18 protein-coding genes are annotated in these 22571 nt (G+C 75.3%); 10 read left to right on the plus strand and 8 right to left on the minus strand.

Features of this window, described 5'->3' with window-relative positions:
- The first annotated feature begins 162 nt into the window (after positions 1 to 162).
- A complete protein-coding gene (locus tag ACGFX4_RS34255; protein WP_393083029.1) occupies positions 163 to 1620 on the plus strand; it encodes a pectinesterase family protein in 1458 nt (485 codons plus the stop codon).
- A 32-nt stretch (positions 1621 to 1652) separates the two neighbouring features.
- Positions 1653 to 3110, plus strand: a complete 1458-nt coding sequence (locus ACGFX4_RS34260) for an RICIN domain-containing protein (protein WP_393083033.1) — start codon at positions 1653 to 1655, stop codon at positions 3108 to 3110.
- A gap of 111 nt (positions 3111 to 3221) precedes the next feature.
- Here ACGFX4_RS34260 and ACGFX4_RS34265 read toward each other — a convergent pair whose 3' ends face one another.
- Positions 3222 to 4553: a glycoside hydrolase family 6 protein gene (locus tag ACGFX4_RS34265; protein WP_393083036.1), complete on the minus strand. Its 1332-nt coding sequence runs from the start codon at positions 4551 to 4553 to the stop codon at positions 3222 to 3224.
- A gap of 205 nt (positions 4554 to 4758) precedes the next feature.
- Here ACGFX4_RS34265 and ACGFX4_RS34270 point away from each other — a divergent pair, with 205 nt between their 5' ends.
- Both ACGFX4_RS34270 and ACGFX4_RS34275 read left to right on the plus strand, forming a co-directional pair.
- Entirely contained in the window at positions 4759 to 5820 is a 1062-nt protein-coding gene (locus ACGFX4_RS34270; protein WP_393083039.1) for a TIGR03617 family F420-dependent LLM class oxidoreductase, read from the plus strand.
- Between the two features lie 84 nt (positions 5821 to 5904).
- Positions 5905 to 6822: a hypothetical protein gene (locus ACGFX4_RS34275; protein WP_393083042.1), complete on the plus strand. Its 918-nt coding sequence runs from the start codon at positions 5905 to 5907 to the stop codon at positions 6820 to 6822.
- A gap of 148 nt (positions 6823 to 6970) precedes the next feature.
- Here ACGFX4_RS34275 and xylB read toward each other — a convergent pair whose 3' ends face one another.
- A complete protein-coding gene (xylB, locus tag ACGFX4_RS34280) occupies positions 6971 to 8404 on the minus strand; it encodes a xylulokinase (RefSeq protein WP_393083045.1) in 1434 nt (477 codons plus the stop codon).
- A gap of 128 nt (positions 8405 to 8532) precedes the next feature.
- Between xylB and xylA the strand changes: the two genes are divergently transcribed.
- The 3 genes from xylA to ACGFX4_RS34295 all read left to right on the plus strand — a co-directional run bounded on the left by xylA (position 8533) and on the right by ACGFX4_RS34295 (position 10769).
- The gene (xylA, locus tag ACGFX4_RS34285) at positions 8533 to 9705 is read left to right on the plus strand and encodes a xylose isomerase (RefSeq protein WP_393083048.1); all 1173 of its coding nucleotides are present in this window, start codon (positions 8533 to 8535) and stop codon (positions 9703 to 9705) included.
- A gap of 67 nt (positions 9706 to 9772) precedes the next feature.
- Positions 9773 to 10495, plus strand: coding sequence for a GNAT family N-acetyltransferase (locus tag ACGFX4_RS34290; RefSeq protein WP_393083051.1), 723 nt, complete (start codon positions 9773 to 9775; stop codon positions 10493 to 10495).
- A 67-nt stretch (positions 10496 to 10562) separates the two neighbouring features.
- Positions 10563 to 10769, plus strand: coding sequence for a hypothetical protein (locus tag ACGFX4_RS34295; RefSeq protein WP_393083054.1), 207 nt, complete (start codon positions 10563 to 10565; stop codon positions 10767 to 10769).
- A 28-nt stretch (positions 10770 to 10797) separates the two neighbouring features.
- On the opposite strand, the gene ACGFX4_RS34300 is transcribed toward ACGFX4_RS34295, so the two are convergent.
- Both ACGFX4_RS34300 and ACGFX4_RS34305 read right to left on the minus strand, forming a co-directional pair.
- A complete protein-coding gene (locus tag ACGFX4_RS34300) occupies positions 10798 to 12882 on the minus strand; it encodes a hypothetical protein (RefSeq protein WP_393083057.1) in 2085 nt (694 codons plus the stop codon).
- Positions 12883 to 13056: 174 nt separating this feature from the next.
- Positions 13057 to 13458: a hypothetical protein gene (locus ACGFX4_RS34305; RefSeq protein WP_393083060.1), complete on the minus strand. Its 402-nt coding sequence runs from the start codon at positions 13456 to 13458 to the stop codon at positions 13057 to 13059.
- A gap of 24 nt (positions 13459 to 13482) precedes the next feature.
- Here ACGFX4_RS34305 and ACGFX4_RS34310 point away from each other — a divergent pair, with 24 nt between their 5' ends.
- Both ACGFX4_RS34310 and ACGFX4_RS34315 read left to right on the plus strand, forming a co-directional pair.
- Entirely contained in the window at positions 13483 to 14004 is a 522-nt protein-coding gene (locus ACGFX4_RS34310) for a class I SAM-dependent methyltransferase (protein WP_393083063.1), read from the plus strand.
- On the plus strand, positions 14001 to 14201 hold the full coding sequence (locus ACGFX4_RS34315) for a hypothetical protein (protein WP_393083066.1): 201 nt from the start codon (positions 14001 to 14003) through the stop codon (positions 14199 to 14201). The genes ACGFX4_RS34310 and ACGFX4_RS34315 overlap by 4 nt, the downstream gene beginning before the upstream one ends.
- A gap of 253 nt (positions 14202 to 14454) precedes the next feature.
- Here the strand turns inward: ACGFX4_RS34315 and ACGFX4_RS34320 are convergent, their stop codons facing one another.
- From ACGFX4_RS34320 to ACGFX4_RS34335, 4 genes are all read right to left on the minus strand, one after another.
- Complete coding sequence (locus ACGFX4_RS34320; RefSeq protein WP_393083069.1) at positions 14455 to 16398, minus strand: DUF5107 domain-containing protein; 1944 nt, start codon at positions 16396 to 16398, stop codon at positions 14455 to 14457.
- Positions 16399 to 16511: 113 nt separating this feature from the next.
- A complete protein-coding gene (locus ACGFX4_RS34325; protein WP_393083073.1) occupies positions 16512 to 17771 on the minus strand; it encodes an ROK family protein in 1260 nt (419 codons plus the stop codon).
- Between the two features lie 78 nt (positions 17772 to 17849).
- Positions 17850 to 18368, minus strand: a complete 519-nt coding sequence (locus ACGFX4_RS34330) for an ATP-binding protein (protein WP_393083076.1) — start codon at positions 18366 to 18368, stop codon at positions 17850 to 17852.
- Positions 18369 to 18537: 169 nt separating this feature from the next.
- Positions 18538 to 21411, minus strand: coding sequence for an ATP-binding protein (locus ACGFX4_RS34335; RefSeq protein ID WP_393083079.1), 2874 nt, complete (start codon positions 21409 to 21411; stop codon positions 18538 to 18540).
- A 146-nt stretch (positions 21412 to 21557) separates the two neighbouring features.
- On the opposite strand from ACGFX4_RS34335, the gene ACGFX4_RS34340 reads away from it, so the two are divergent.
- Entirely contained in the window at positions 21558 to 22565 is a 1008-nt protein-coding gene (locus tag ACGFX4_RS34340) for a YihY/virulence factor BrkB family protein (RefSeq protein ID WP_393083082.1), read from the plus strand.
- The last annotated feature ends 6 nt before the right edge of the window (positions 22566 to 22571 follow it).

The following is a 22571-nucleotide window of genomic DNA, read 5'->3' on the forward strand; positions in this document are numbered from 1 at the left end:
GCCCCGTCGGGGGCCCCGTCAGGGGCGGTGCCGAAAAACTCTCCGAAATTCCTGTCATTCCCGTTCGGCGCCCCCGTCTACAAGGGGTGCCACCGCCCGACCGGGTCGGTGGCGCGCCCGGGAGCCGCCCGGGCACCGTCTCCCCGACCGAGAGGAGTCCCCGTGCTCGGGACCTCCGCCGCCGCCCGCCCGCGCCGGCGATCAGCGGCCGCGCTGTACGCCCTGCTGCTCGCGGGTGGCACCACGGCCGTCGGCCTGTCCGCCACCCATGCGGACGCCGCCGCCCTGCCCGCCCCCGGCACCTACCAACTCGCCGTCACCAAGAGCGGCCTCTGCCTCGACGTCCCCTCAGGCTCCACCACCAGCGGCACCCCACTCCAGCAATGGGGCTGCGCCACCGGCCAGACCAACCAGCAGTGGACCCTCACCCCCGCAGGAAGCACCGGCACCTACCAACTCGTCAACGTCAAGAGCCACATGTGCCTCGACGTCCCCGCCGGCTCCACCACCAGCGGCACCCCACTCCAACAGTGGGGCTGCGGCACCGGCCAGACCAACCAGCAATGGACCCTCACCCCCAGCGGCACCAACACCTACCAGGTGATCAACGTCCGCAGCGGCCTCTGCCTCAGCGACCAGAACGCCTCCACCACCAACGGCACCCCGATCATCCAGGAGACCTGCACCGCCAACACCAACAAGCAGTGGGCCTTCCGACCGGCCGCGACCACCGCCACGCCGACGGTGGCGAAGGACGGCACCGGCCGCTTCACCACCGTGCAGGCGGCGATCGACGCCGTCGGGACCGGCAACGCCAGCCGCACCGTCATCACGGTCAAGCCGGGCACCTACCGCGAGCAGGTCACGATCCCGAGCAGCAAGCCGTACGTCACCCTCCAGGGCCTCGGTTCGGCGCCCGACCAGGTGGTGATCGTCAACAACCGCAACGCGGGCACGTACGGCACCTCGGGCAGCGCCACGGTCGTCGCGCAGGGGCACGACTTCGCGGCGACCAACCTGACGCTGAGCAACGACTTCGACGAGAACAGCTCGGACACCGGTGACCAGGCACTCGCGCTGTACCTGGACGCGGACCGCGCGGTCCTGAACAACGTCCGGCTGCTCGGCGACCAGGACACCTTCCTGGTGAACGAGAGCGCCCGGGTGTACGCCGTGAACTCGTACGTCGAGGGCACCGTCGACTTCATCTACGGCGGCGGCATCGCCGTGTTCGACTCCTGCCGCATCCACGAGAAGCGCACCACCGGCGGCCCGATCACGGCGGCCAGCACGCCCGCGGCCCGCACGTACGGGTTCCTCTTCTACCGCTCGACGATCACCGGGGCGACGGCCGGGACCACCCGGCTCGGCCGGCCGTGGCGGCAGGACGCGCAGGTGGTGTACCGGGAGTCGTCGCTGTCGGACACCGTCGCCACCGCCCAGCCCTGGACGGACATGTCGTCCAGCACCTGGCAGAAGGCCCGGTACTTCGAGTACCGCAACACCGGCGCCGGGGCGGGGGTGAACGCCAACCGCCCGCAGCTGACGGACGCCCAGGCCGCCTCGTACACGCCGCAGAAGTACCTGGCCGGCGCGGACGGCTGGAACCCGCTCGGCTGACCACCCTGTCCACCCACCAGGAAGGAATCCCCATGCACCGGAACATGCACCGGAGGGCCCACCGGCCGCTCGGCCTGCTGGCCGCCGTACTGCTGGCGATCGGCGCCGCCGTGCTCGGCCTGTCCGCGACCCACGCGGACGCCGCCGCCCTGCCCGCCCCCGGCACCTACCAACTCGCCGTCACCAAGAGCGGCCTCTGCCTCGACGTCCCCGCCGGCTCCACCACCAGCGGCACCCCACTCCAGCAATGGGGCTGCGCCACCGGCCAGACCAACCAGCAGTGGACCCTCACCCCCACCAGCACCAACACCTACCAACTCGTCAACGTCAAGAGCCACATGTGCCTCGACGTCCCCTCGGGCTCCACCACCAGCGGCACCCAGCTCCAGCAGTGGGGCTGCGGCACCGGCCAGACCAACCAGCAGTGGACCCTCACCCCCAGCGGCACCAACACCTACCAGGTGATCAACGTCCGCAGCGGCCTCTGCCTCAGCGACCAGAACGCCTCCACCACCAACGGCACCCCCATCATCCAGGAGACCTGCACCGCCAACACCAACAAGCAGTGGGCCTTCCGACCGGTGACCACGGGCCGTACCTGGTCGGACAAGGCCGACGGCTTCGCGGCGACCGGCGGCGGGACGACCGGTGGCGCGGCGGGCAGCACGGTGACCGTGACGAACCTCGCCGACCTGGTGAAGTACGCGGGGTCCGACAGCCCGTACGTGATCAGGGTGGCGGCCTCCGTCACGGTCAGCCCGTACGGCTACGAGATCCCGGTGAAGTCCGACAAGACGATCGTCGGCGTGGGCACCTCGGGCGAGATCGTGCACGGCGGGTTCTTCCTCGGCACCGGCGTGCACAACGTGATCATCCGCAACCTGACCATCCGTGACACCCGCATGGCGGACGACGACCCGGACGACAAGCTGTACGACTACGACGGAATCCAGATGGACACCGCCGACCACGTCTGGATCGACCACAACCGGATCGAGCGGATGAACGACGGCCTGATCGACAGCCGGAAGGACACCAGCTACCTCACCGTCTCCTGGAACGTCCTCGGCGAGGCGAACAAGGCCTTCGGCATCGGCTGGACGGACAACGTCACGGCGCGCATGACCATCCACCACAACCGGATCCACGACACCAACCAGCGCAACCCCAGCATCGACAACGTGGCGCTGGCCCACCTCTACGACAACCACCTGCAGAACATCACCTCGTACGGCAACCTCTCCCGCGGCGCGTCCAGGACGGTGATCGAGAACAGCTACTACGACCACGTCGCCAACCCGTACTACAACGACACCGCGGCCGCCTCGCTCAGCCAGTCCGGCAGCATCGTCGTCAACAGCTCCGGGAAGCAGCAGACCAACGGCACCACCTTCACCCCGGGCTCCTACTACCCGTACACCCTCGACCCGGCGCAGGACGTGCCCGCCCTGCTCGACCGGTACGCGGGCCCGCAGGCCACCATCGGCTGACCCCGCGGCCCCACGGCCCCGCGGCCCCACGACCCCACGACCCGGCGGTCTCCGACTCGCGTCGGGGGCCGCCGGGCGCCGTCACCGAAGGCCCTGGTCGGAGCTCCCGGCTCAGGAACCCTGGTCGGCGCTCCCGGGGAGGCGGGGGCGGGTCCAGGGCGCGAAGGTCAGCGCGGGGGTGGCGTTGCGCACCAGGGTCAGCGCCTGCTCGGGCCACCAGGCGCCGGCCGCCGGGTCGACGATGCCGTACTCGGGGTCGACGGTGCCGCCGGGGATGTTGCGGTTGCACTGGCCGTCGGACTGGCCGATGGTCTTGATCCACAGGTAGGCGTCGACCAGCGGGGTGCCGGTGGCGGCGGTCGGGCGGTCGCCGATGCCGCGGCCGGGCGGGTTGCACCAGACCTGCGGGTCGCCCTCGTACTTGCCGGCCGGCGGGGTCCAGGAGCCCTTGCCGTTGCGGCTGGTGTCGACGACGAAGTGGGTGAGCTCGTTCAGCGGCGGGGTGCCGACGTTCTGCCGGAACCAGTCGTCGGTCCAGTGCCAGGTGGCCGGGTCCTCGACGTCGACCGCGTTGCCCGGCTGCCCGTCGTTGGGGGCGGCGGGCGAGTAGTACTGGCTGGCGCACCAGTCGGCATGCCCGCGCGCCCATTCCGGGCCCTTGGTGGCGAACCAGAGGCAGTCGGAGATCCAGGTGCCGTACCGGTCCGAGCGGTCGGTGGAGAGGAAGTTCGACACGTTCAGCGAGAAGCCCTGGGCGTGCTCGATGCCGGCCTGCTGCAGGCGCTGCGCGATGGCGCCGACGCCGTGCCAGCGGCTGTTGCCCGCGTCCAGGTAGACCACGCTGTTGGGCTGCTGCGCCAGGGCGTCGACCGCGTACCGCAGGTCGGCGATCCGGCCGGCGGTGAGCGCGCCGGTGGGGTCGCTGGTCGGCGAGCAGTCGGACGGCAGGTTGGCCAGGCCGTCGGGCTCGACCACCACCACCGCCTTGCTGCGGCCGATGCCGCGGGCCAGCGCGGAGATCCAGTCCCGGTACTCGGCGTCGGACTGCGCGCCGCCGCTGGAGTACTGCGAGCAGTCCCGCAGCGGGATGTTGTAGGCGACCAGCACCGGCACGGTACCGGTCGCGGCGGCCCGGCGGACCAGGGTGCGGGTCTGCTCCTCGACCTCGGCGGGCGTGCCGCCGGTGAACCAGTGGGCCTGCGGCCAGGTGGCGAGCCGGGCCATCGCGGCGGCCTCGGAGACGTTGTGCGCCAGCAGGTCGCGGACGGCCTGCTTCGCCGCGTCGCTGTCCGGCTCGACGTAGAACCGGGTGTCGGCGGGCAGCGTGTGGCCCCCGGCCTGCTCCGCCTGGGCCGCCAGGGCCGGAGCCGGCACGGCGAGCGCCAGCATCAGTGCGGCGATTCCGACCGGTACGGCGGGACGCGGGCTGCGGGACGGTTTCACGGGCCTCTCCTCGTGCGGTCGACTTCGGAAGAGGTGGGAGCGCTCCCACCGGTGCCTGATGATTCTGGCCGCCCTGATGCCGTGTCAATACGCCGGTACGACCCGGATCCCCCGGCGGCGCCGGGCGGGCGCCGGCCCCCGGGCCGGATAAGGTGGACCGAGATCCGTTCGTCGACGGTCGGAACCCACCGGCAGGAACAGGCAGATGGCATCCCCCTCCCCCTTCCCGGCGCCGCTCGGCGTGGACTTCACCGCCGGCGCCCGCCCCGACGCCGCGCTCACCGGCATCGAGCAGGCCGACCGGCTCGGCATCGACCGGGCGCTGTTCTCCGAGACCGCCCACGACCCGTTCCAGCTGCTCGCCCTCGCCGCCGGACGCACCACTCGGATCGAACTCGCCACCGGCGTCGCCATCGCCTTCGCCCGCACCCCGATGACCCTCGCCCACAGCGCCTGGGACCTCCAGCGGTACTCCGGCGGCCGGGCCGTCATCGGACTCGGCTCCCAGGTCAAGCCGCACATCACCCGCCGCTACGCCATGCCCTGGGACCGGCCCGCCGCCCGGATGCGCGAATTCGTCACCGCGACCCGGGCCATCTGGCACAGCTGGCAGACCGGCCAACGGCTCGCCTTCCGCGGGGACTTCTACACCCACACCCTGATGACCCCGTTCTTCGACCCCGGCCCGCTCGACCACGGCGCGCCCCGCCTGCTGATCGCCGGCGTCGGCCCGCTGATGTCCCGCGTCGCGGGCGAGGTCGGCGACGGCCTCGTCTGCCACCCGCTCAACTCCCCCTCCTACCTGGCCGAACGGCTCCTCCCCGGCGTCCTCGACGCCCGCGCCGACGCCGAGGCGGCCGGCGCCGCGTGGACGGCCGGGCGGCCCTTCGAGGTGTCGGTGAGCGTCCTGACCGCCACCGGCCGCACCGACGAGGAACTGGCGGCCTCCGTCACCTCCGTCCGCGAGCGGATCGCCTTCTACGCCTCCACCCCCGCCTACCGCGCGGTGCTCGACCACCACGGCTGGGGCGCGCTCCACGACGAGCTCCACACCCTCTCGATGCGCGGCCGCTGGCAGGAGATGGGCCGCCTCGTCGACGACGACGTCCTCCACACCTTCGCCGCCGTCGGCGACCCCGCCGAAGCTGGCCGCCGGATCGCCGACCGCTACACCGGCATCGTCAGCCGCGTCTCCGTCTCCCTCCCCGACGACGCCGACCCGGCCGACGCCTTCGACGTCCTCGCCGCCATCCGCTCCGCGGGGTAGCCCCCTCCCACACGCCCCGGAGTCCTCCGAGCCCTCGACGGACCGGAGGGCCGCCTGTCGGTGCGTTGTGGCACCATCCCCGTCATGGTTGATCACCCGGACGATGTGGAGTGGTCCCGGCTGTTCCACGGCTCGGGGCCCGCCTGCGACACACCGCGGCATCTGTCGGCACTCCTCGGCGACGATGCGACGACATTCGTCGACGGATACTCGCACCTGTGGTCGACGACGCTCCGCCGCGAGGGCAGAGCCTGGCCCTCGACGGCACCCACCGCGCTGCTTGTCGCCGAACTTCTCGACGATTCGCTGCTGGGGGCCGACGATCCCACGCTGCCGGATGCGATGCTCGCCTACCTGCACGCGATCGGTGTCGCCGCCGACCTCGGCGACCACGCCGCCGTGACCCGCGCCCGCGTCGAGCACCACGCAGCGGAGTTGCGCGCCTGGACCTCCGACTACCTGGCGGCCGATCGCGACGGCCGGGCCCGGATGTGGCAGGACGGCACGGGCCTGGGGGAACTCGTCCTCGATCAGGCGGCGCTCGCCTGCTTCGACCTGGTGCCCACGCTCCTGCGGCGCGTGCTGCCGCACCTCGCCTCGGAACGGCCCAGGCGCAGGGCGTGTGCCGCCGCCGCCATCGGGTCACTGGCCCGGCACCCCTCGGCCTCGGCGCAACGTCCCGCCCTGCTGGAGCAGTTGACATCGGCGGCCCGGGCCACCGAGTCCCCGCACGACCTGGCGACGATGCTGATCGCTGTCGGCGACCTCGGCGGCGACACCCGCCCCTGGCTCACCGCCCCGAACGCGGGCGTCCGGGGCTGCGCGGCCCTGGCCCCCGGCCTCTCCGGCGACGCCACGGCGGACCGGGTGCTCCTGGACCTGGCCCGGTCGCCGCGCGCGTTCGTCGACTCCTTCGGCGACATGGCCCCTCCGCTGCAACTCCAGTCCAGGCCGCACCAGGACCTGCTCGTCCGAACCCCTCCCCAGGGCCGGCGCCGCTGAGGGCACCACGCCGGGCGCCCCCTGCCCGACGCTGCGGGCGACACCACCGCCGGGGCCCTCTGGCCCTTGCGGATCTGCGGTGGCGGGATCGCACCCCGCCGTCCGATGACCGCGGCGGGCCGCGGACACCGCGCGTCCGGGTCGGCCGCTAGCGGTCCGCGGCCGGGGCGCCGCCCTGCAGGGCTGCCGCTCGGCGCAGGGTGGCGCCGATGCGGTCGAGGGTGTCCTTGTCCTGGGCGACGGGTTCGAGGACGGGGCCGTCCGTCGTGTGCCAGCGGCGGGCGACGGCGTCGGCGGCTTCGCCGGTGAGCAGGGCGGCGGCCTGCGCGGCGGCGCCGAGGGCGACGAGTTCCTCGGCGGCGGGTACCTGGACGGCGCGGCCGGAGAGTCGGCGGACGGTCTGCTGCCAGGCGTGGCCGCGGGCGCCGCCGCCGATGAGGAGCAGCGGCCGGTCGTCGGTGGCGTTCTCGCCGCCGGCGCGCAGGACGTCGTCGAGTGCGGTGAGCAGGGCGTGCGCGGCGCCGTCGTAGGCGGCCTGGAGGAGCTGGCCGGGGGTGGTGTCGTGGCGGAGGCCGTGGACGAGGCCGCTGGCGGCGGGGAGGTCGGGGGTGCGTTCGCCGTCGAGGTAGGGCAGGACGACGGCGGTGCCGCCGGCTTCGACGTTCTGGCGGTCGCGGCCGAGGAGGGTGGCGAAGCGGTCGACGGCGAGGGTGCAGTTGAGGGTGCAGGCGAGGGGGAGCCAGCCGCCGAGGGCGTCGGCGAAGCCGGCGACGGTGCCGCTGGGGTCGGTGGGGCGGGTTCGGCCGACGGCGTAGACGGTGCCGGAGGTGCCGAGGCTGAGGACGGGTTGTCCGGGGGTGAGGCCGAGTCCGAGGGCGGCGGCCATGTTGTCACCGGTGCCGGTGGCGACGGGGGTGCCGGCGGGCAGGGGCAGGCCGGGGCGGACGGTGCCGGCGGTGGCGCCGGCCGGCAGGACCTCGGGGAGGTGGACGGGGTCGAGGCCGATCCGGTCGAGCAGGTCGCGGTCGTAGCCGTCGGGGCCCCACCAGCCGGTGCCGGAGGCGTCGCCGCGGTCGGTGGTGGCGTGGCCGGTGAGCCGTTCGGTGAGGTAGTCGTGGGGCAGCCGGACGGCGGTGACGCGGTCGGCGGCGTCGGGGTGGTGGGCGCGCAGCCAGGCCCATTTGGGGGCGGTGAAGGCGGCGGTGGGGACGCTGCCGGTGCGGCGGGCGAGTTCGGCGGGGCCGTAGGTGGTGCGCAGGTCGGCGGCCTGCGGGGCGGAGCGGACGTCGTTCCAGAGCAGGGCGGGGTGGACGGGCCGCCCGTCCGGGTCGAGGGCGACCAGGCCGTGCTGCTGGCCGGCGACGGAGACGGCGGCGGCGCGGTCGGCCCAGCCGGTGGCGGTGAGGGCTTCGGTGAGGGCGTTCCACCACTGTTCGGGGTCGCTCTCGCGGCCGGCGCCGGTGGTGACGGTGTGGGCGGCCCGACCGTGGCCGAGGACGGTTCCGGTGTCCAGGTCGACGGCGAGGGCCTTGGTGGACTGGGTGGAGCTGTCGACGCCGATCACGACGCGCTGGGCTGCCATGCGTTCCTCCGCTCGGGGGTTCTGGTCGGCGGTTCCCGCTCGGGGGGTTCCGTTCCGACGTGTCGGGATACTAGTTTGTTTTCCGCGATGACAAATACCCCTTCGGCCGTGATTCCCGGAGCCGCATCATGAGCACCGACGCCCTCACCCCCTCCCCCGCGCACAAGTTCACCTTCGGCCTGTGGACCGTCGGCTGGCAGGGCCGCGACCCCTTCGGGGACGCCACCCGCCCCGCCCTCGACCCGGTCGAGACCGTCCAGCGCCTGGCCGCGCTCGGCGCGTACGGCGTCACCTTCCACGACGACGACCTCATTCCCTTCGGCAGCGGCGACGCCGAACGTGAGCAGGTGGTCAAGCGTTTCCGGGCCGCCCTCGACACGGCCGGGCTGAAGGTCCCGATGGCCACCACCAACCTGTTCACCCACCCGGTGTTCAAGGACGGCGCGTTCACCTCCAACGACCGAGAGGTGCGCCGGTACGCGCTGCGCAAGACCATCCGCAACATCGACCTGGCCGCCGAGCTGGGCGCCACCACCTACGTCGCCTGGGGCGGCCGCGAGGGCTCCGAGTCGGGCGCCGCCAAGGACGTCCGCACCGCTCTCGACCGGCTGAAGGAGGCCTTCGACCTGCTCGGCGAGTACGTCGAGTCCCAGGGCTACGACCTGCGCTTCGCCATCGAGCCCAAGCCGAACGAGCCGCGCGGCGACATCCTGCTGCCGACCGTCGGCCACGCCCTCGCCTTCATCAACGAGCTGGAGCGCCCCGACCGGGTCGGCCTCAACCCGGAGGTCGGCCACGAGCAGATGGCCGGGCTGAACTTCCCGCACGGCATCGCCCAGGCGCTGTGGCACGGCAAGCTGTTCCACATCGACCTCAACGGGCAGTCCGGCATCAAGTACGACCAGGACTTCCGCTTCGGCGCGGGCGACCTGCGCCAGGCGTTCTGGCTGGTCGACCTGCTGGAGACGGCCGGGTACGAGGGCCCGCGGCACTTCGACTTCAAGCCGCCGCGCACCGAGGACTTCGACGGGGTGTGGGCCTCGGCGGCCGCCTGCATGCGCAACTACCTGCTGCTGGCCGAGCGCTCGCGGGCCTTCCGGGCCGACCCGGAGGTCACGGCCGCGCTCACCGCCTCCCGCCTGCCCGAGCTCGCCCTGCCCACCGCGGCGGACGGCCTGGCCGGCCTGCTCGCCGACCGCTCGGCGTTCGAGGACTTCGACGTGGACGCGGCGGCCGCCCGCGGCATGGCCTTCGAGCAGCTCGACCAGCTCGCCCTGGAACACCTCCTCGGCGCCCGCTGACACCGGCCCCGGCCCGGCTCCCGACCAGCCGTCAGGAGCCGGGCCCGGTCCGTGGCAGGATCGGGCCATGACGACGGATCCCCTCCTGGCCATGGCCCGCCGACTGTGGGAAGGCCTCGCCTCGGCACCGGTGGCGTTCCCGTCCACCGGCGCCGCCGCCGTGGTCGTCTCACCACGGTCGGGGCTGTGCCCCGACGGCTGGGTCGGGGTGGTGTCCCTGGGCGGGGCGGCGATCGTGACCGCGCCGGACGAGGAGACGGCCGCGACCGTCCGGCGCGCGCTCGCAGGGCTGGCGGCGGAGGCGCTCACCGACGCCGAGGCCGTCCGTGCGGCGCTGCCCGTGTCCCGGCTGCTCGGGCCGGCCGCGCTGGCGTACGCCTCCGCGGACGGGTTCCGTCCCGCCGCGGCGGGGGCGCCGACCGTGGAGCAGCTGCCGGGCGACCACCCGGACCTGCGGGCCCTGGATCGGGCGGCGGGCGCGGACGAGGCGGGCGAGGCCGGCCTGGACGAGATCACCTCGCCGGCGTTCGCGGTCCGCGAGGGCGGCCGGCTGGTGGCCGCCGCCGGATACCGGACCTGGCCGGGCCGGACCGCCCACCTCAGCGTGCTGACCGCCCCGGGGTCCAGGGGGCGGGGGCTGGCCCGGGCGACCGGCTCGGCGGCGACCTCGCACGCGCTCACGGCGGGGCTGCTGCCGCAGTGGCGCGCCCGGCCGCCGGCGTCCCGCCGGGTCGCGGCCGCCCTGGGGTTCCGTGAGTTGGGCGCCCAACTCAGTATCGCGCTGGTGTGACGGGACGCGACCGACACGGGTGGCCCCGCGCCCGTGACCTGCGGTGCACCGCGACAGTTGTCCGCGCATGACCTCGATCAAGCGCGCCCTGGCCACCGTCGCCGTCCTCACCGCCGTCCTGCCGATCGCCGGCGCGGCCCACGCCACCGGCCCCCAGGGGCCCGGCGGCTCCGCCCCGTCGGGTGCGGACGCCGTCCACCACGCCCACCCCTTCGGCGGGCTGGACACCTTCCTGGCCGGGCTGAACCGCGGCTTCGCGCCGATGGGACGCTGAGCGAGTCACCCCATGGTCCGCTGAGCGGTCAGCCGTCCCGCCCGGGCATCAGCCCGTGCCGCCGGAACGCCTCCGCCACCCGCGAGAGCTCGCCCGGCGAGGCCTCCGCCTCGGTGGCCGCGGCAAGCCCGTCCAGCGCGCGCAGCCGTTCGGCGGCGGTCGCCAGGTGGGGCGCCCCGCCGAGGGCGACCCAGTGGCCGACCTCGGGGTGCAGGACCAGGGCGGCGTCGCGGTTCTCCGCGTCCGAGGTGGGCCAGTCGACCCAGATCTCGCAGCTGCCGGTCACCCCGACGGGCACGCCGCCCGCGGACCAGCCGACCGTGACGGTCACGGTGTGCCGGCCGGGCCGTTCCAGCGCGAAGCCCTCGGAGCTCCAGAACACCCGGTGGGACGCCTCCCGGGAGGCGCCGGGGGCGAGCGGTGCGAGGGCGGCGTTGTCGCAGCTGATCTCCGACGGTCGGACCGGCCGCTCCGCTCGGCTCTCGTCCCGGCACGACATGGTCGCGGACAGCGCTTCCAGGCGGAGATCCAAGGGGACCGTCAGCTCGGTGTCGGAGGTGTTGGTCACCCGCCAGCTGACGGTGACGGGAGCGCCCAGGGGCACCCGCTCCTCCTCGGCGGAGACCTCGAAGCGCAGCTCGTCCTCGTGGAAGAGGCTGCGGTCGGACGCCTGCGGGGCCCCGGCGGAGCGCCAGGAGTCGAACGGCCAGCCGCCCGGGCGGACGACCGGGTCCGGCAGGTGGGCGAGGCGGTTGCGCACCACGGCGTCGAACCCGAGCTCGATCTGGTCCGGGAAGACGCCGGGCGCGCCGCTGTCGGGCCCGCCCAGCACCCGGGCGACCGTGGGCGTCGGCGTCATGATCGAGTTGTCGGCGAGGCCCTCGGGGGTGTGGATCTGGTTGAACGCGTGGGTCACCTCGTGCGTGGCGGACCGGAGGTAGGCGCGGGGGACGTCGCGCTGCAGCCGGTTCTCGGCGGCGCCGAAGAACGGCGAGTCGCCGGGCGGGTAGCCGTCGTCGCTGAAGCTCGCGGCCCCTTCCCGGGGCACCCCGATGCCCATGTCGTACATCTTGCCGCGGTCGCAGCCGAGGGTGGCCGGGACGACCAGGAGGTGGGTGCGCCACTCGGCGTCGAGGTCGGTGCCGGGCTTGCGGGCGGCCGTCATCGCGGCGTGCAGGGCGGCGCTCGACCAGCGGGCGTGCGGGTCGGTGCCGGGCGGCGGCGGGAGGTCCGTCTGCGACTCGGCGCGGTCGACGACCAACTCCCAGCCGGCGGTGGCGTAGATGGTGTCGAAGTAGTCCATCCCGGTGCCGTCGGCACGGGGCACCGGCTGGGGCGCGACGGCCCCCGCGACGGTGTCGATCTCCAGGACGGCCCGGCGCAGGAAGTCCGAGACCCGGGTCAGGCTCACCGTGCCGACCTCGGCGCCGCCCTGCATCACCCGGCCCTCGTACCGTGTGCCGTGCACCCGGTGGAGGACGAACCGCAGGTAGCGGCTGGGCGAGTGCGGGAACGTCCCCCGGAAGGAGCCGCCGGTCGGCTGGGTGTAACGGAACTCGTCGACGCTCAGCGAGACCTGGCACCCCGTCCCGTCGGCGGTGGACGCCGGCAGCACCTGCAGGCGGGTGCCGCTGAGGTAGGCGTGGTAGCGGTTGCGCGGGTGGACGGGGATGGCCGGCGGCAGGAGGTCGGACGGACGGGCCGCCCGGCTCACCGCCGCCGCGACCGAGCCGCCCGGGCGGGCGCCGGCAGGGGCGGCCCGCAGCGGGCCCGGCGCCGGTTCCGCCGCGGGCCGGCGGTAGAGGTCGCCGCTGACGATCAGTCCGTCCGGCCCCGCGCCCGGTGCCGTCCGGTCGACCCGCAGGGTGCCGACCAGCAGGCGGGCGCCGGGCTGACGCGGACGGATCGTCACCGTGTAGCAGCCGTGCCGGAGCTCCGGGTCGCAGCCGCTCCCCGCCGCGGAGGCCGCCTCGTCCGCCGCGCCCGCCGCGGAGGCCGGACCGCGCTCGGCGGTGATCACCGGGGCGTCGGGGACGTCGGGCGGGAGGGGGTCGGCGCCGTCGGGCCGCGGTCGGGCGCCGGCCTCCGCCGTGGATGATCCGCAGTCGCACATGGCCTCTCCCGGGTCGACGGCACACCAGGGCGCGCACCGCCGTTCCGCGGGCGCGACGACGACCACTCAAGCAAGCACCTCGCGCCGCCGCCATCGCGGCGGCCTGTTCGGGCGAGTGTGACGCCGACTCAGCCGGTCGGTGCCGGACCCTCCTTCGGCGAGTGTGACGCAGGCTCAGCCGGTCGGTGCCGGAGCGTCCTTCGGGGGAAAGAGCAGGTCGCGGGTGAGCGTGCCGAGCGCCGCCTCCAGTTGCGCCGGGTCGGGTGCGACGGAGTACCGGAAGCCCTGCGAGGCGAGCAGCGACATCAGCCACCAGGCGCCGACCGCCGGATCCAGGTCCGCGCGGATACTGCCCTCGCGCCGGCCCTGCGCCAGCAGGTCGGTCAGCACGGTGGCGATCCGCTGGTTGGCGCGGCGCGCGGCCTCCTGGATGTCCGGCTCGGCGGTGAGGGTCATCGCGTCGGCGAACAGGACGCCGAGCGAGCCGCGCGCGTGCACCTGCGCCAGGTGGTCCGGGGCGAGCAGTCCGGCCAGCCAGGCGCCGACGGTCGGCATCGCCCGCGCCCAGTCGCTCATCGTCTGCGCCATCCGCTCGGCGGCGTGGTCGAGGACGGCGGCGCCCGCCCGGGCGACCGGGTCCTCGACGTCGGCTGCGGCACCGGCTACCTGACCTGGCTGATGGCGGACACCGTCACGGCCACCGGCAGCGCTCTCGGCGTCGACCCCTCCCCCGACGTCCTCGCGCACGCCCGGCGCCGCGCGGCGGGGCGGCCGAACTGCACCTTCGAGGACGGCATCGCCGAGCGGCTCGACGCGCCCGAGGGCACCTACGACGTGGTCGTCACCAGCCTGATGGTCCACCACCTGCCGGAGGAGGCGCGCGAGCGGGCCGCGGCCGAGATGTTCCGCGTCCTGCGCCCGGGCGGACGGGTGCTGGTCGCCGACTTCCGGCCGCCCGGCAATCCGGCGGCCCGTCACCTGGTCGGCGCGATCACCGGGCCCGTGATGGAGACCAATCCCGTCCACCTGATCGAACCGCTGGTCCGGGGCGCCGGCTTCACCGCCACCACCGCCGGCGACCTCCACCCGTGGATCCACTACGTCACCGGCACCAAGCCGTGAGCGCCGCCCCGCCCCGCAACGGCGCCCTCCGCGCCGGGGCGGTCGCGCTGATCGCGGCCGGCCTCGCCCTCCACCTGTGGCTGGGCAGCAGGCTCCCGCTCCTCGCCGTCGCCGCCGGCCTCGCCTGCCACCTCGTGGCCGCGGCCGGCACCCGCCGCTGGCTCCGCCGCCGCACCGGCCAGCCACCACCGGCCTGACCGGGCACCCTCCTCCCCGGGGGCCGGAGCCGCAGCTCGGCCCCCGGGGCGTCGAGAGCGCCCGGCACGGATCGTGCGCACCGCACATCGGCTTGCGGGCGTTCTTGCGGCGGCCGAGCAGCGACACGGTGGCGCTCCTCGGTGGGTCGGCGCAGCCGCTTCGGCTGACGCCACGACAGGGACGGTGCCCCAGCGTGCCAGTCGGCCGAAGGCGCCACCGCTCGGCGCCGGCGCCGAGCGGTGGCGGGCCGGATCAGGCGTCGCCGGGCTGCATGACGAAGTCGTAGTGGCGCGGGACGGGGACGTCGGCGCGGTGCTGCCGCCAGAGGTCGCTGAGCGAGGTCTCGCCCTCGCGCAGGTTGGCCACCTCGATGCCGCCGTCGAGGAGGGCGTCGCAGCGTTCACGGTCGCCGACCGCCAGCGCCGCGCGCGCCTCCAGCATGCGCAGCCGCCCGTCGTCCCCACCGGAGTCGCCGCAGTCTCCGGCCTGCCGGGCGTCGAGGTGCCGCAGGGCGAGCTCGGGCCGGCCGGCGGCGAGCAGGACGGTGACCGTCTCGCGGAGCAGCGGGAGGCTGTCGGGGGCGAGTTCCCGGGCGTGCAGGTAGGCGTCGACGGCCTGCGGCCACTGCTCGCGGTGGGCGGCGAGGGCGCCGAGGTTGCGCCAGGCCCAGCTGGTGGGACGGGAGTTCAGGGAGTCGGTCCAGGCGGCCCGGGCGCCGTCCGGGTCGTCGCGGGCGGCCCGAAGGACGCCGAGGTGCAGGTCGGCGAGCCAGCCGCCGGCCCGGCGCAGCAGCGGTTCCCACGCCGGGTCGGTCTGGTACGAGTCGGGGTCGGCGTCGGGCAGCCGGCCGTCGCGCAGCAGCGCGAGCCAGGGCTCCTGTTCGGGGCCGAGGGTGTCGTCGGGGAACGGGGTGGCGGCCCGTTCCAGGGAGGCGTCGCCGCCGAGGGCGCGCAGTCGGCGTTCCAGGGCACCCCAGCCGGTGCCCCGGTGCAGGGCGGCCTCCGGTGGGGCGGCGGTCCAGGTGCGGGCGTCCGCGAGTTCCCGTTCCAGGTCGTCCTCGGCGACCAGCCGGTCGACGGCGGCCCGGGCGGCGGCCCGGGCTTCCGGCCAGTCGTCGCCGTGCACGGCGGCGGGGTCGGCGGTGGCGTGCCCGTACGCCTCCAGCCAGGTCCAGCTGGTGCGGGCGGGCATCGGGAGGTGTTCGAGCTGGGTGCGGGCGAGGCCGGCCTGGATCTCCAGGTACGGGGTGTCGGGGGTGGAGAGCCACTCCTGCCAGCGGCGGCCGCCGCGGTGGCGGCCCCAGAGGAAGAGCTTGCGTCCGACGAGGCGACGGGTCGAGGTCTGGGCGAGGCCGGTGCCGTCGCCGTCCAGGGCGGTGATCCAGCGGCGCTGCGCGGGGTCGAGGTCGAAGAAGTAGTCCGCGGCGGCGTCGGCGCGCGTGGTGTAGGTGCGGTCGAGCCCGGCGTGCCGCGGGATCGGGACGCGGCGGACGGCCTTGTCGTAGGCGAACTGCCAGGCCCGGTCGGCGGGGGCGAGGACGCGGGTGTCGGGGCGCTCGGGCACGGCGATGTTGGACCACCAGTAGACCGGGATCTCGTGGTCGTTGGGGTTGACCAGGGTGACGTGGACGAGCAGCGCCTGCGACCCGTCGGGCAGGTAGGCGTCGATCTGCAGGACGGCGCGCCGGACCCGTTCGAACTCGTACATCCGCAGCACGGGGGTGCCGTCGGGGCGTCGGGCGCGGGCCGCGTGCACGGGTGAGCTGCTGGTGGTGGCGTGGCCGATGGTGCCGAAGTTCCACTCGACGCCGCCGGCCACCCAGGCGTCCCGCAGGGCGAGGTTGGCGGGCTGGAAGACGGGGTTGCGGAAGAGCAGCTCGCGGCCGGTGGGCTTGTGGACGAGCGACCAGAGCCTGCCGCCGACGTCGAGCAGGAAGAAGGCGCGCAGGGTCTCGTTCTCCAGCACCGCGACCCGGTGGGCCCGTTCGGTGCGCTCCCGGCCGTAGCCGTCCTGGGTCAGGTACGGCAGGACGGTGCGGACGCGCCCGTAGCCGATGTTGCGGCGCATCTCCTCGTCGGCCTCGCCGGCGTCGAGGACCTCGTGGCTGTCGAGGGCGGGGAAGAGCGGCGGCAGCGGGTTGGACGGGCCGAGCTCGGCGGTCGGCATGGTCAGGTCGGTGATGCGCAGGTCGCTCATCGGGTGTTCCTCCGGGACGGCAGCGGGCAGCGACGGGCGGCGGAGCGGCGGGCAGCGGAGCGGCGGGCAGCGGAGCGGCGGGCAGCGGAGCGGCAGGTGGCGGACCGGCCGGTTCAGACGGTGGCCGGCGGGAGCTCGACGGGCGACACCTGCGTGGGGTCCTCGTAGAGGGCCTCCAGGGCGACGGCGGCCGCGCCGTGCACCGCGGCGGCGAAGCCCAGGCCCGACCCGGTCACGGTCACGCCGGGGGCGCGGTCGGGGACCAGGGTGCGGGCGTCCAGGGCGGCCTGCGCGGCGGGAACGAAGTGGTCGGCGAGCACGGCGAAGTAGCCGCCGAGGACGATCGTCCGGGGGCCGATCAGGTCGCTGAGGACGGTGAGTCCGTGGCACAGGTGGCCGGTGACCTCGGCGAGCGCGCGCAGGGTGCGCGGGTCGCCCGCGTCGGCGCGGCGGCGCAGCTCGGCCAGCCGGTCGGGCAGGGCGCGGGCGGGATCGCGGACCGGGTCGTCGGCGTCGGCCGCCAGGTCGAGCAGGGCCGGCACGCCGACGACGGTCTCCCAGCAGCCGCGGCGCCCGCACGGGCAGCGGGTGTCGGCGGGGCCGAGCGCGGCGTGGCCGACCTCGCCGGCGAGCCGGGCGATCCTGCCGTCGACGGCGACGCCGGCGGCGACACCGCTCTCCCCGGTGAGCAGCAGCAGCCCGCCGGCGGCCTGCGGGGTGAGGGCGGCCTCGGCGAGGGTGGCGGCGTGCGCGTCGTTCTCGACCCGCAGGTCGGGCGCGCCCGGCCCGAGGCCCCGGCGCAGCAGTGCGGCCGCCGGGACGTCGCGCCAGCCGAGGCCGGCGGCGAGGAGGACGGTGCCGTGGTCCGGGTCCACGGTGCCGGGGGTGGCCAGGCAGATCCGCAGGGTCTGGACGCCTCGCCCGTCGGCCTCGTCGAGGGCCCGGCGGGCGAGGAGGGCGACGCGGGCCAGGGTCTCCTCGGGGCCGAGGGCGGCGGCGTCGAGCGGCTCGTCGGCGGCGGAGACGGTACGCCCGTCGGCGTCGACGGCCAGCGCGCGCAGGGCGGTGGCGCTGATCTCCAGGCCGAGGCCGCAGACGCCGCGTCCGTCGAGTTCCAAGGTCTGGCCCGGCCGGCCGAGGCCCTGGCCGCGGGTGAGGTCGCCCTCCCTGAGCAGTCCGCGTTCGATCAGTTCGGCGATCAAGGTGGAGACGGTGGCCTTCGGCAGGGCGGTCTCGGCGGCGAGCCGACTGCGGGAGCGCGGGCCGTGGTCGCGGAGCAGCTTCAGGATCACGCCGAGGTTGGACCGGCGGACCGAGGCGACCCGGTTGGCGTCGACGCTCACGGTCGGCTTCGGGGCACCGCTGGGCGTCATCGTGCTTCCCCTCCCGGTGGACTTAGTTCGGACTTTAGTCAAACTAAGTCTCCGGCCACAAGGGGGCTGGGTTCAGGTTCAGGCGAGCGGCAGGTCGGCGATGACGCGGGTGCCGGCGAGGGTCCGGTGGACGGTGACTCGGGTCGCGCAGGCCTCGACGATCCGCAGGCCGCGGCCGCCGCAGGCCAGGTCGTCGTCCTCGGCCGCCGGCCGGGCCTGGGACGGCCGCCACCGGCCGGAGTCGCGGACCTCGACGGTCAGCGTGGACGCCGAGGCGGACAGCAGCACGCTCACGTCGGCGCTTCCGCTGTGCCGGACCGCGTTGCCGACCAGCTCGCTCACCACGAGCGCCAGTCCGGTGTCGTCGGCCGCCACGCCCCACCGGGCGGCCGTGCGGCGCGCGAAGCTGCGCAGTCCGCAGACCGCGACGGCGGTCGCCCGCACCGAGCACTCGGCCATCCCGGCCATCCCGGTCGGGCTGTTCGGTCGCGCGTCCGAGCCGGCCGGCTGCCGTCCGACAGCCCCGGTGCGGTCGGCGGTGGACGACGCCGTGGCGGTGGCCGTGGCGGCGACCGTGGCGGTGGCGGTGATGTGCATCGGCTCTCCCGAGGTGAGCTGGCTGTCCCCGCTCTCCACGGTCGGCGACCCGCACGCCGGGAACAATGCGGGTGCCCGACTTTGGGGGTGCCCAGGAAATACCCGGTGCTCACCGCCAGGACCCACGCGGTTCACTCAGCGTTGCCGTTCACTCAGCGTTGGCGTGCACTCAGCGTTGCCGTGATTCGGCGACGGCCTTCCGCGTGGTGCCGAGCTTCTTCAGCACGCTGGCCACGTGGTGCTCCACGGTCCGGGGGGACAGGACGAGCGTGTCGGCGATCTCCTGGTTGGTGGCGCCGGTGGCGAGCAGGTCGGCCACCTCCTCCTCCCGGGGGGACAGCCGGTCGCCGTAGCCCCGCCGCCCGGCCCTCGCGACCTGCCCGACGCCGAGGCTCTGTTCCAGGCGCCGGATCCTGGCCAGGTCGGCCGTGGCGTCGAGCGCCGTGAGGATCTCGGCGGCCCGCGCGAGGGCGGCGGCGGCCTCCTCGGCGCCGGTCCGGTCCGGCACTGCGCCGAGTGCCCGGGCCTGGGCCTCGGCGGCCCGCGCCGCGTGGTACGGGCGCCCGATGTCCTCCCAGACCCGCCGGGCGGCGGCGTACTCCGACGCCGCTGCCGCGGGGTCCGGGTCCTCCAGCAGGAGTCCGCGGACGGCGTGCAGCTCGGCCGTGCTGCCGGGGGCGGTGCGCCCGCGGATGCCCAGTTCGGCCTCGTCGGCGAGGGCCTCGGCGGCCGCGCGGTCGCCGCAGGCGAGGGCGGCGGCCACCGCGGCGGGGAGCAGCCCGCAGGCCTTCTGCCAGGCCCGGGCCCGGCGCACCTCGGCGAGGGCCTGCCGGGCGGTGGTCCAGGCGGCCTGCGGGTCGGCGCGGGCGAGCTCGGCCGCGGCCGTGCCGGCGGCGGCCCGCGCGGCGATGCTCAGCGCCAGCTGTCCCACGCTCTGGTCGGCGGCCCGGGCGAAGTGCTCGGCGGCCGGGCCGGTCCGGCCCTGGGCGAGGGCCCGCGTCCCGAGGAAGACGGCCTGTTCGACCCGGACCACCGAGGTGTCCGGATGGGCGGCGGCGAGCGCCGCGAACCGTTCGGCGAGGCCGTCCCAGTGCCCGGCCAGTGCGTCCCGGCGCAGCAGGTCGATCCCGGCGTTGAGCACCAGGATGGCGTACCCGGTGGCCCGGCCGAGGGCCAGGCTCTCCTCGATCAGTGCGGCGGCGCGGCGGTCCTCCCCCAGGTCGAAGGCGCAGTCGCCGACGTTGTAGAGGGCGCGCGCGGTCTGCCGCAGCACCATGGTGTCGCCCTCCTGCCGGGGCAGCTCCGCCAGCGCGGCCCACACCGCGGGGTCGGCCGCCTGGGCCATCAGGGTCAGGCGGCTGGCGCGGACCCGGGCGACGAGTTCGGCGTCGGCGCAGCCCCGGACGGCGTGCTCGGCCCGGGCCATCCACCGCTCGGCCTGCGTCGCGTCCGCCGACTCGTCGAGGGCGAGGGCGACCATGGCGGGCACCGCCTTCCCCGGGGTGTCGCCGAGCTCGTCCACCGCGAGGGCCAGCTGCTCGAAGCCGGTCCGGTCGGACGCGCGGTTCAGCAGCAGCATGCCGAGGCCCAGCCGGATCTCCCCGCGGGTGGCCGGCGGCAGCCGGGGGTCGTCGAGGATGGCGCGCAGCGCCTGGGCGTCGGCGGTGAAGTCGACGCCGTGGGCGGCGATCGGGGCGAGCCGCAGGGCGGCCCGGGAGCGCGTCGGCGGGTCGAGGTCGGGCTGCTGGAGCAGTTGCCCGAGCAGGGCGGCGGCCGTCCCGGCGTCGCCGACGGCGAGGGCCAGGTCGGCGGCCTCCTCGGTCCGGCGCAGCCAGGCCTGCCGGTCGCCGAGCGCGAGTACGTGGTGTGCGATCTGGACCAGCGGTGGCGGTGCCTGTGCCTGGAGGACCTCGGCGGCGGTGGCGTGGAGCCTGCGGCGGGTGGGGCCGGGCAGCCGGCGGTAGGCGACCTGCTGGGCCAGGACGTGCCGGAAGGCGTACCGGCCGCCGTCGGTCTCGCGCAGGATCGAGGCGCGGAGCACCTCCTCGATCGCCTCGGCGGCCTCCTCCGGGTCGAGCCGGGCCACCTGGTGGAGCACCTCCTCGGTGGAGGGCACGGCCAGGACGGCCGCGGCGGCGACCACCGCCTCGGCCGGGGCGCTCAGCCGCACCAGCCGTTCGGTGACCGCCTCGCGCAGGCCCCGGGGGACGTCGGCCTCGCGCAGCCGGGCGGCGTCCTCGCCGGGGCCGGCGGCCGGGGGGTGCTCGCGCAGGGTGATCAGGTCCTCCTCCGCGACCAGCGGCAGGCCCTCGCTGCGCCGGTACAGGGAGTCGACCAGGTCCTCGGTGGCCCGGTCGCCGAGTGCGGTGGCGGCGAGCTCGCGGACGTCGGCCTCGGCCAGCGGGGCGAGGCGGAGCACCGTGCCCCCGGTGCCGGGCGGGAGGCGGTGGGCGGCGCCGAGCACCGGGGTGTCCGGCGGCAGGTCCTCGGCCCGGTAGGTGAGGACCAGGCAGAGCTGCTCGGGCAGGTCCCGGGCGAGGAGCAGGAGCAGGTCGCGGGTGGCGTCGTCGACCCAGTGCAGGTCCTCGACGACCAGGACGGTCGGTCCGAGCGCCGCCAGGAACGCCCGGACGGCCTGGACCAGGTGCAGGCGGCCGGCCGGCTGCCCGTCGCGGGCGGGCGGCAGCCGGTCCGCGAGGCCGGGCAGCAGGGCGGCCAGCGGGGCGGCGGCCGGGGGGAGGCCGCCGGGCGGGAGCCAGGGCCCGGCCTTCTGCAGCGCGTCGACGACCGGCCCGTACGGCAGCGGCTCGCGCAGCGGGTGGCAGAAGCCGGTCAGCACGCAGCGCCCGCCGTCGGCCAGTGCCAGCGTCGCCTCCCGGACCAGCCGGGACTTGCCGATGCCGGCCTCCCCCTCGACGAAGGCGGTCGCGGGCGGGTGCCGGGCGACGGCCAGCAGCAGCTCCAGCTCCCTGGCGCGACCGACGAACCGGAACCCCCCGGCCGGGCGCCCGGCGGCGTCGAAGCCCTCGGTCAAGACGATCACCTGCCCTGTCGCCCTCACCGTAGCCCCGGCCCCTGGCACCGGCAATCGAGCCCCGGCCCGGGCCGGGCAGGTTTCCCAAGGGCCCGGGGCAGCCAGGAGCAGAGGAGGGAACGGATCGGCGAGATCGGTGACCGGAGGTGGGCCGGATGAATCCCTTCGAACGGGCCCTGCGCGGCCTCGACCGCACGCAGCGACGCCACACCGCCCCGGGGATGGTGGTCGGGGTGGTGAAGAAGTACGGGGACGACCGCGGCGGGCTACTGGCGGCACTCATCACCTACTACGGCTTCGTCGCCCTGATCCCGCTGCTGCTCCTGCTGAGCACCGTGCTCAGCTTCGTCCTGCACGGCCACCCCGACGCGCAGCAGGCCGTCGTCGACTCCGCGCTCGCCGACTTCCCCGTCATCGGCGACCAGCTGCGCGGGAACGTCCACTCCGTCCAGGGCAGCGGCCTCGCCCTCGTCGTCGCCCTCCTCGGCATGCTGTACGGCGCACTGGGTGTCGCCCAGGTGCTGCAGCACACCATGGCGGAGGTCTGGAACGTGCCCGGGGTGGTCCGCCCCGGCTGGTTCGCGCGCCTGGTGCGCGGCCTGCTGCTGTTCGCCGCGCTCGCCGTCGGCCTGCTGCTCGCCACCGGCGCCGCGACCCTGGTGGCCACCGCCCTCGGCGGGCCGGCCGCCCGGATCGGCGGTCTGCTGGTCTCGGCGGTCCTCAACACGGCGCTGTGCCTGGCGTGCTTCCGCATCCTCACCCCCAAGGAGGTGCCGAGCCGGGCGCTGCTGCCGGGGTGCGCGGTCGCCGGCCCGCTGTTCACCGTGCTGCAGGCCTTCGGCGCCCTGCTGGTGGCGCACCAGCTGCGGCACACCACCGCGGTCTACGGGTTCTTCGCGACCGTGATCGGCCTGCTCTGGTGGCTGTACCTGGCCGCGCAGATCACGGTGTACGCCGCGGAGACCAATGTGGTGCTGCACCGGCGGCTGTGGCCGCGCAGCCTCCTGCAGCCGCCGCTCACCGAGGCGGACGAGGAGGTCCTCGGGTCGATCGCGCAGCAGGAGGAGCGGCGCCCCGAGCAGCGCGTCGACGTCGAGTTCGAGGACCCGGAGGAGCCGGCCGACGAGGGGCAGGGCGTGGCTAAGCGCGGGCCCCGCGGTTGAGCGGGG

Origin of the sequence: Kitasatospora sp. NPDC048365 (assembly GCF_043200835.1) — a bacterium.
Classification (GTDB): domain Bacteria; phylum Actinomycetota; class Actinomycetes; order Streptomycetales; family Streptomycetaceae; genus Kitasatospora; species Kitasatospora terrestris.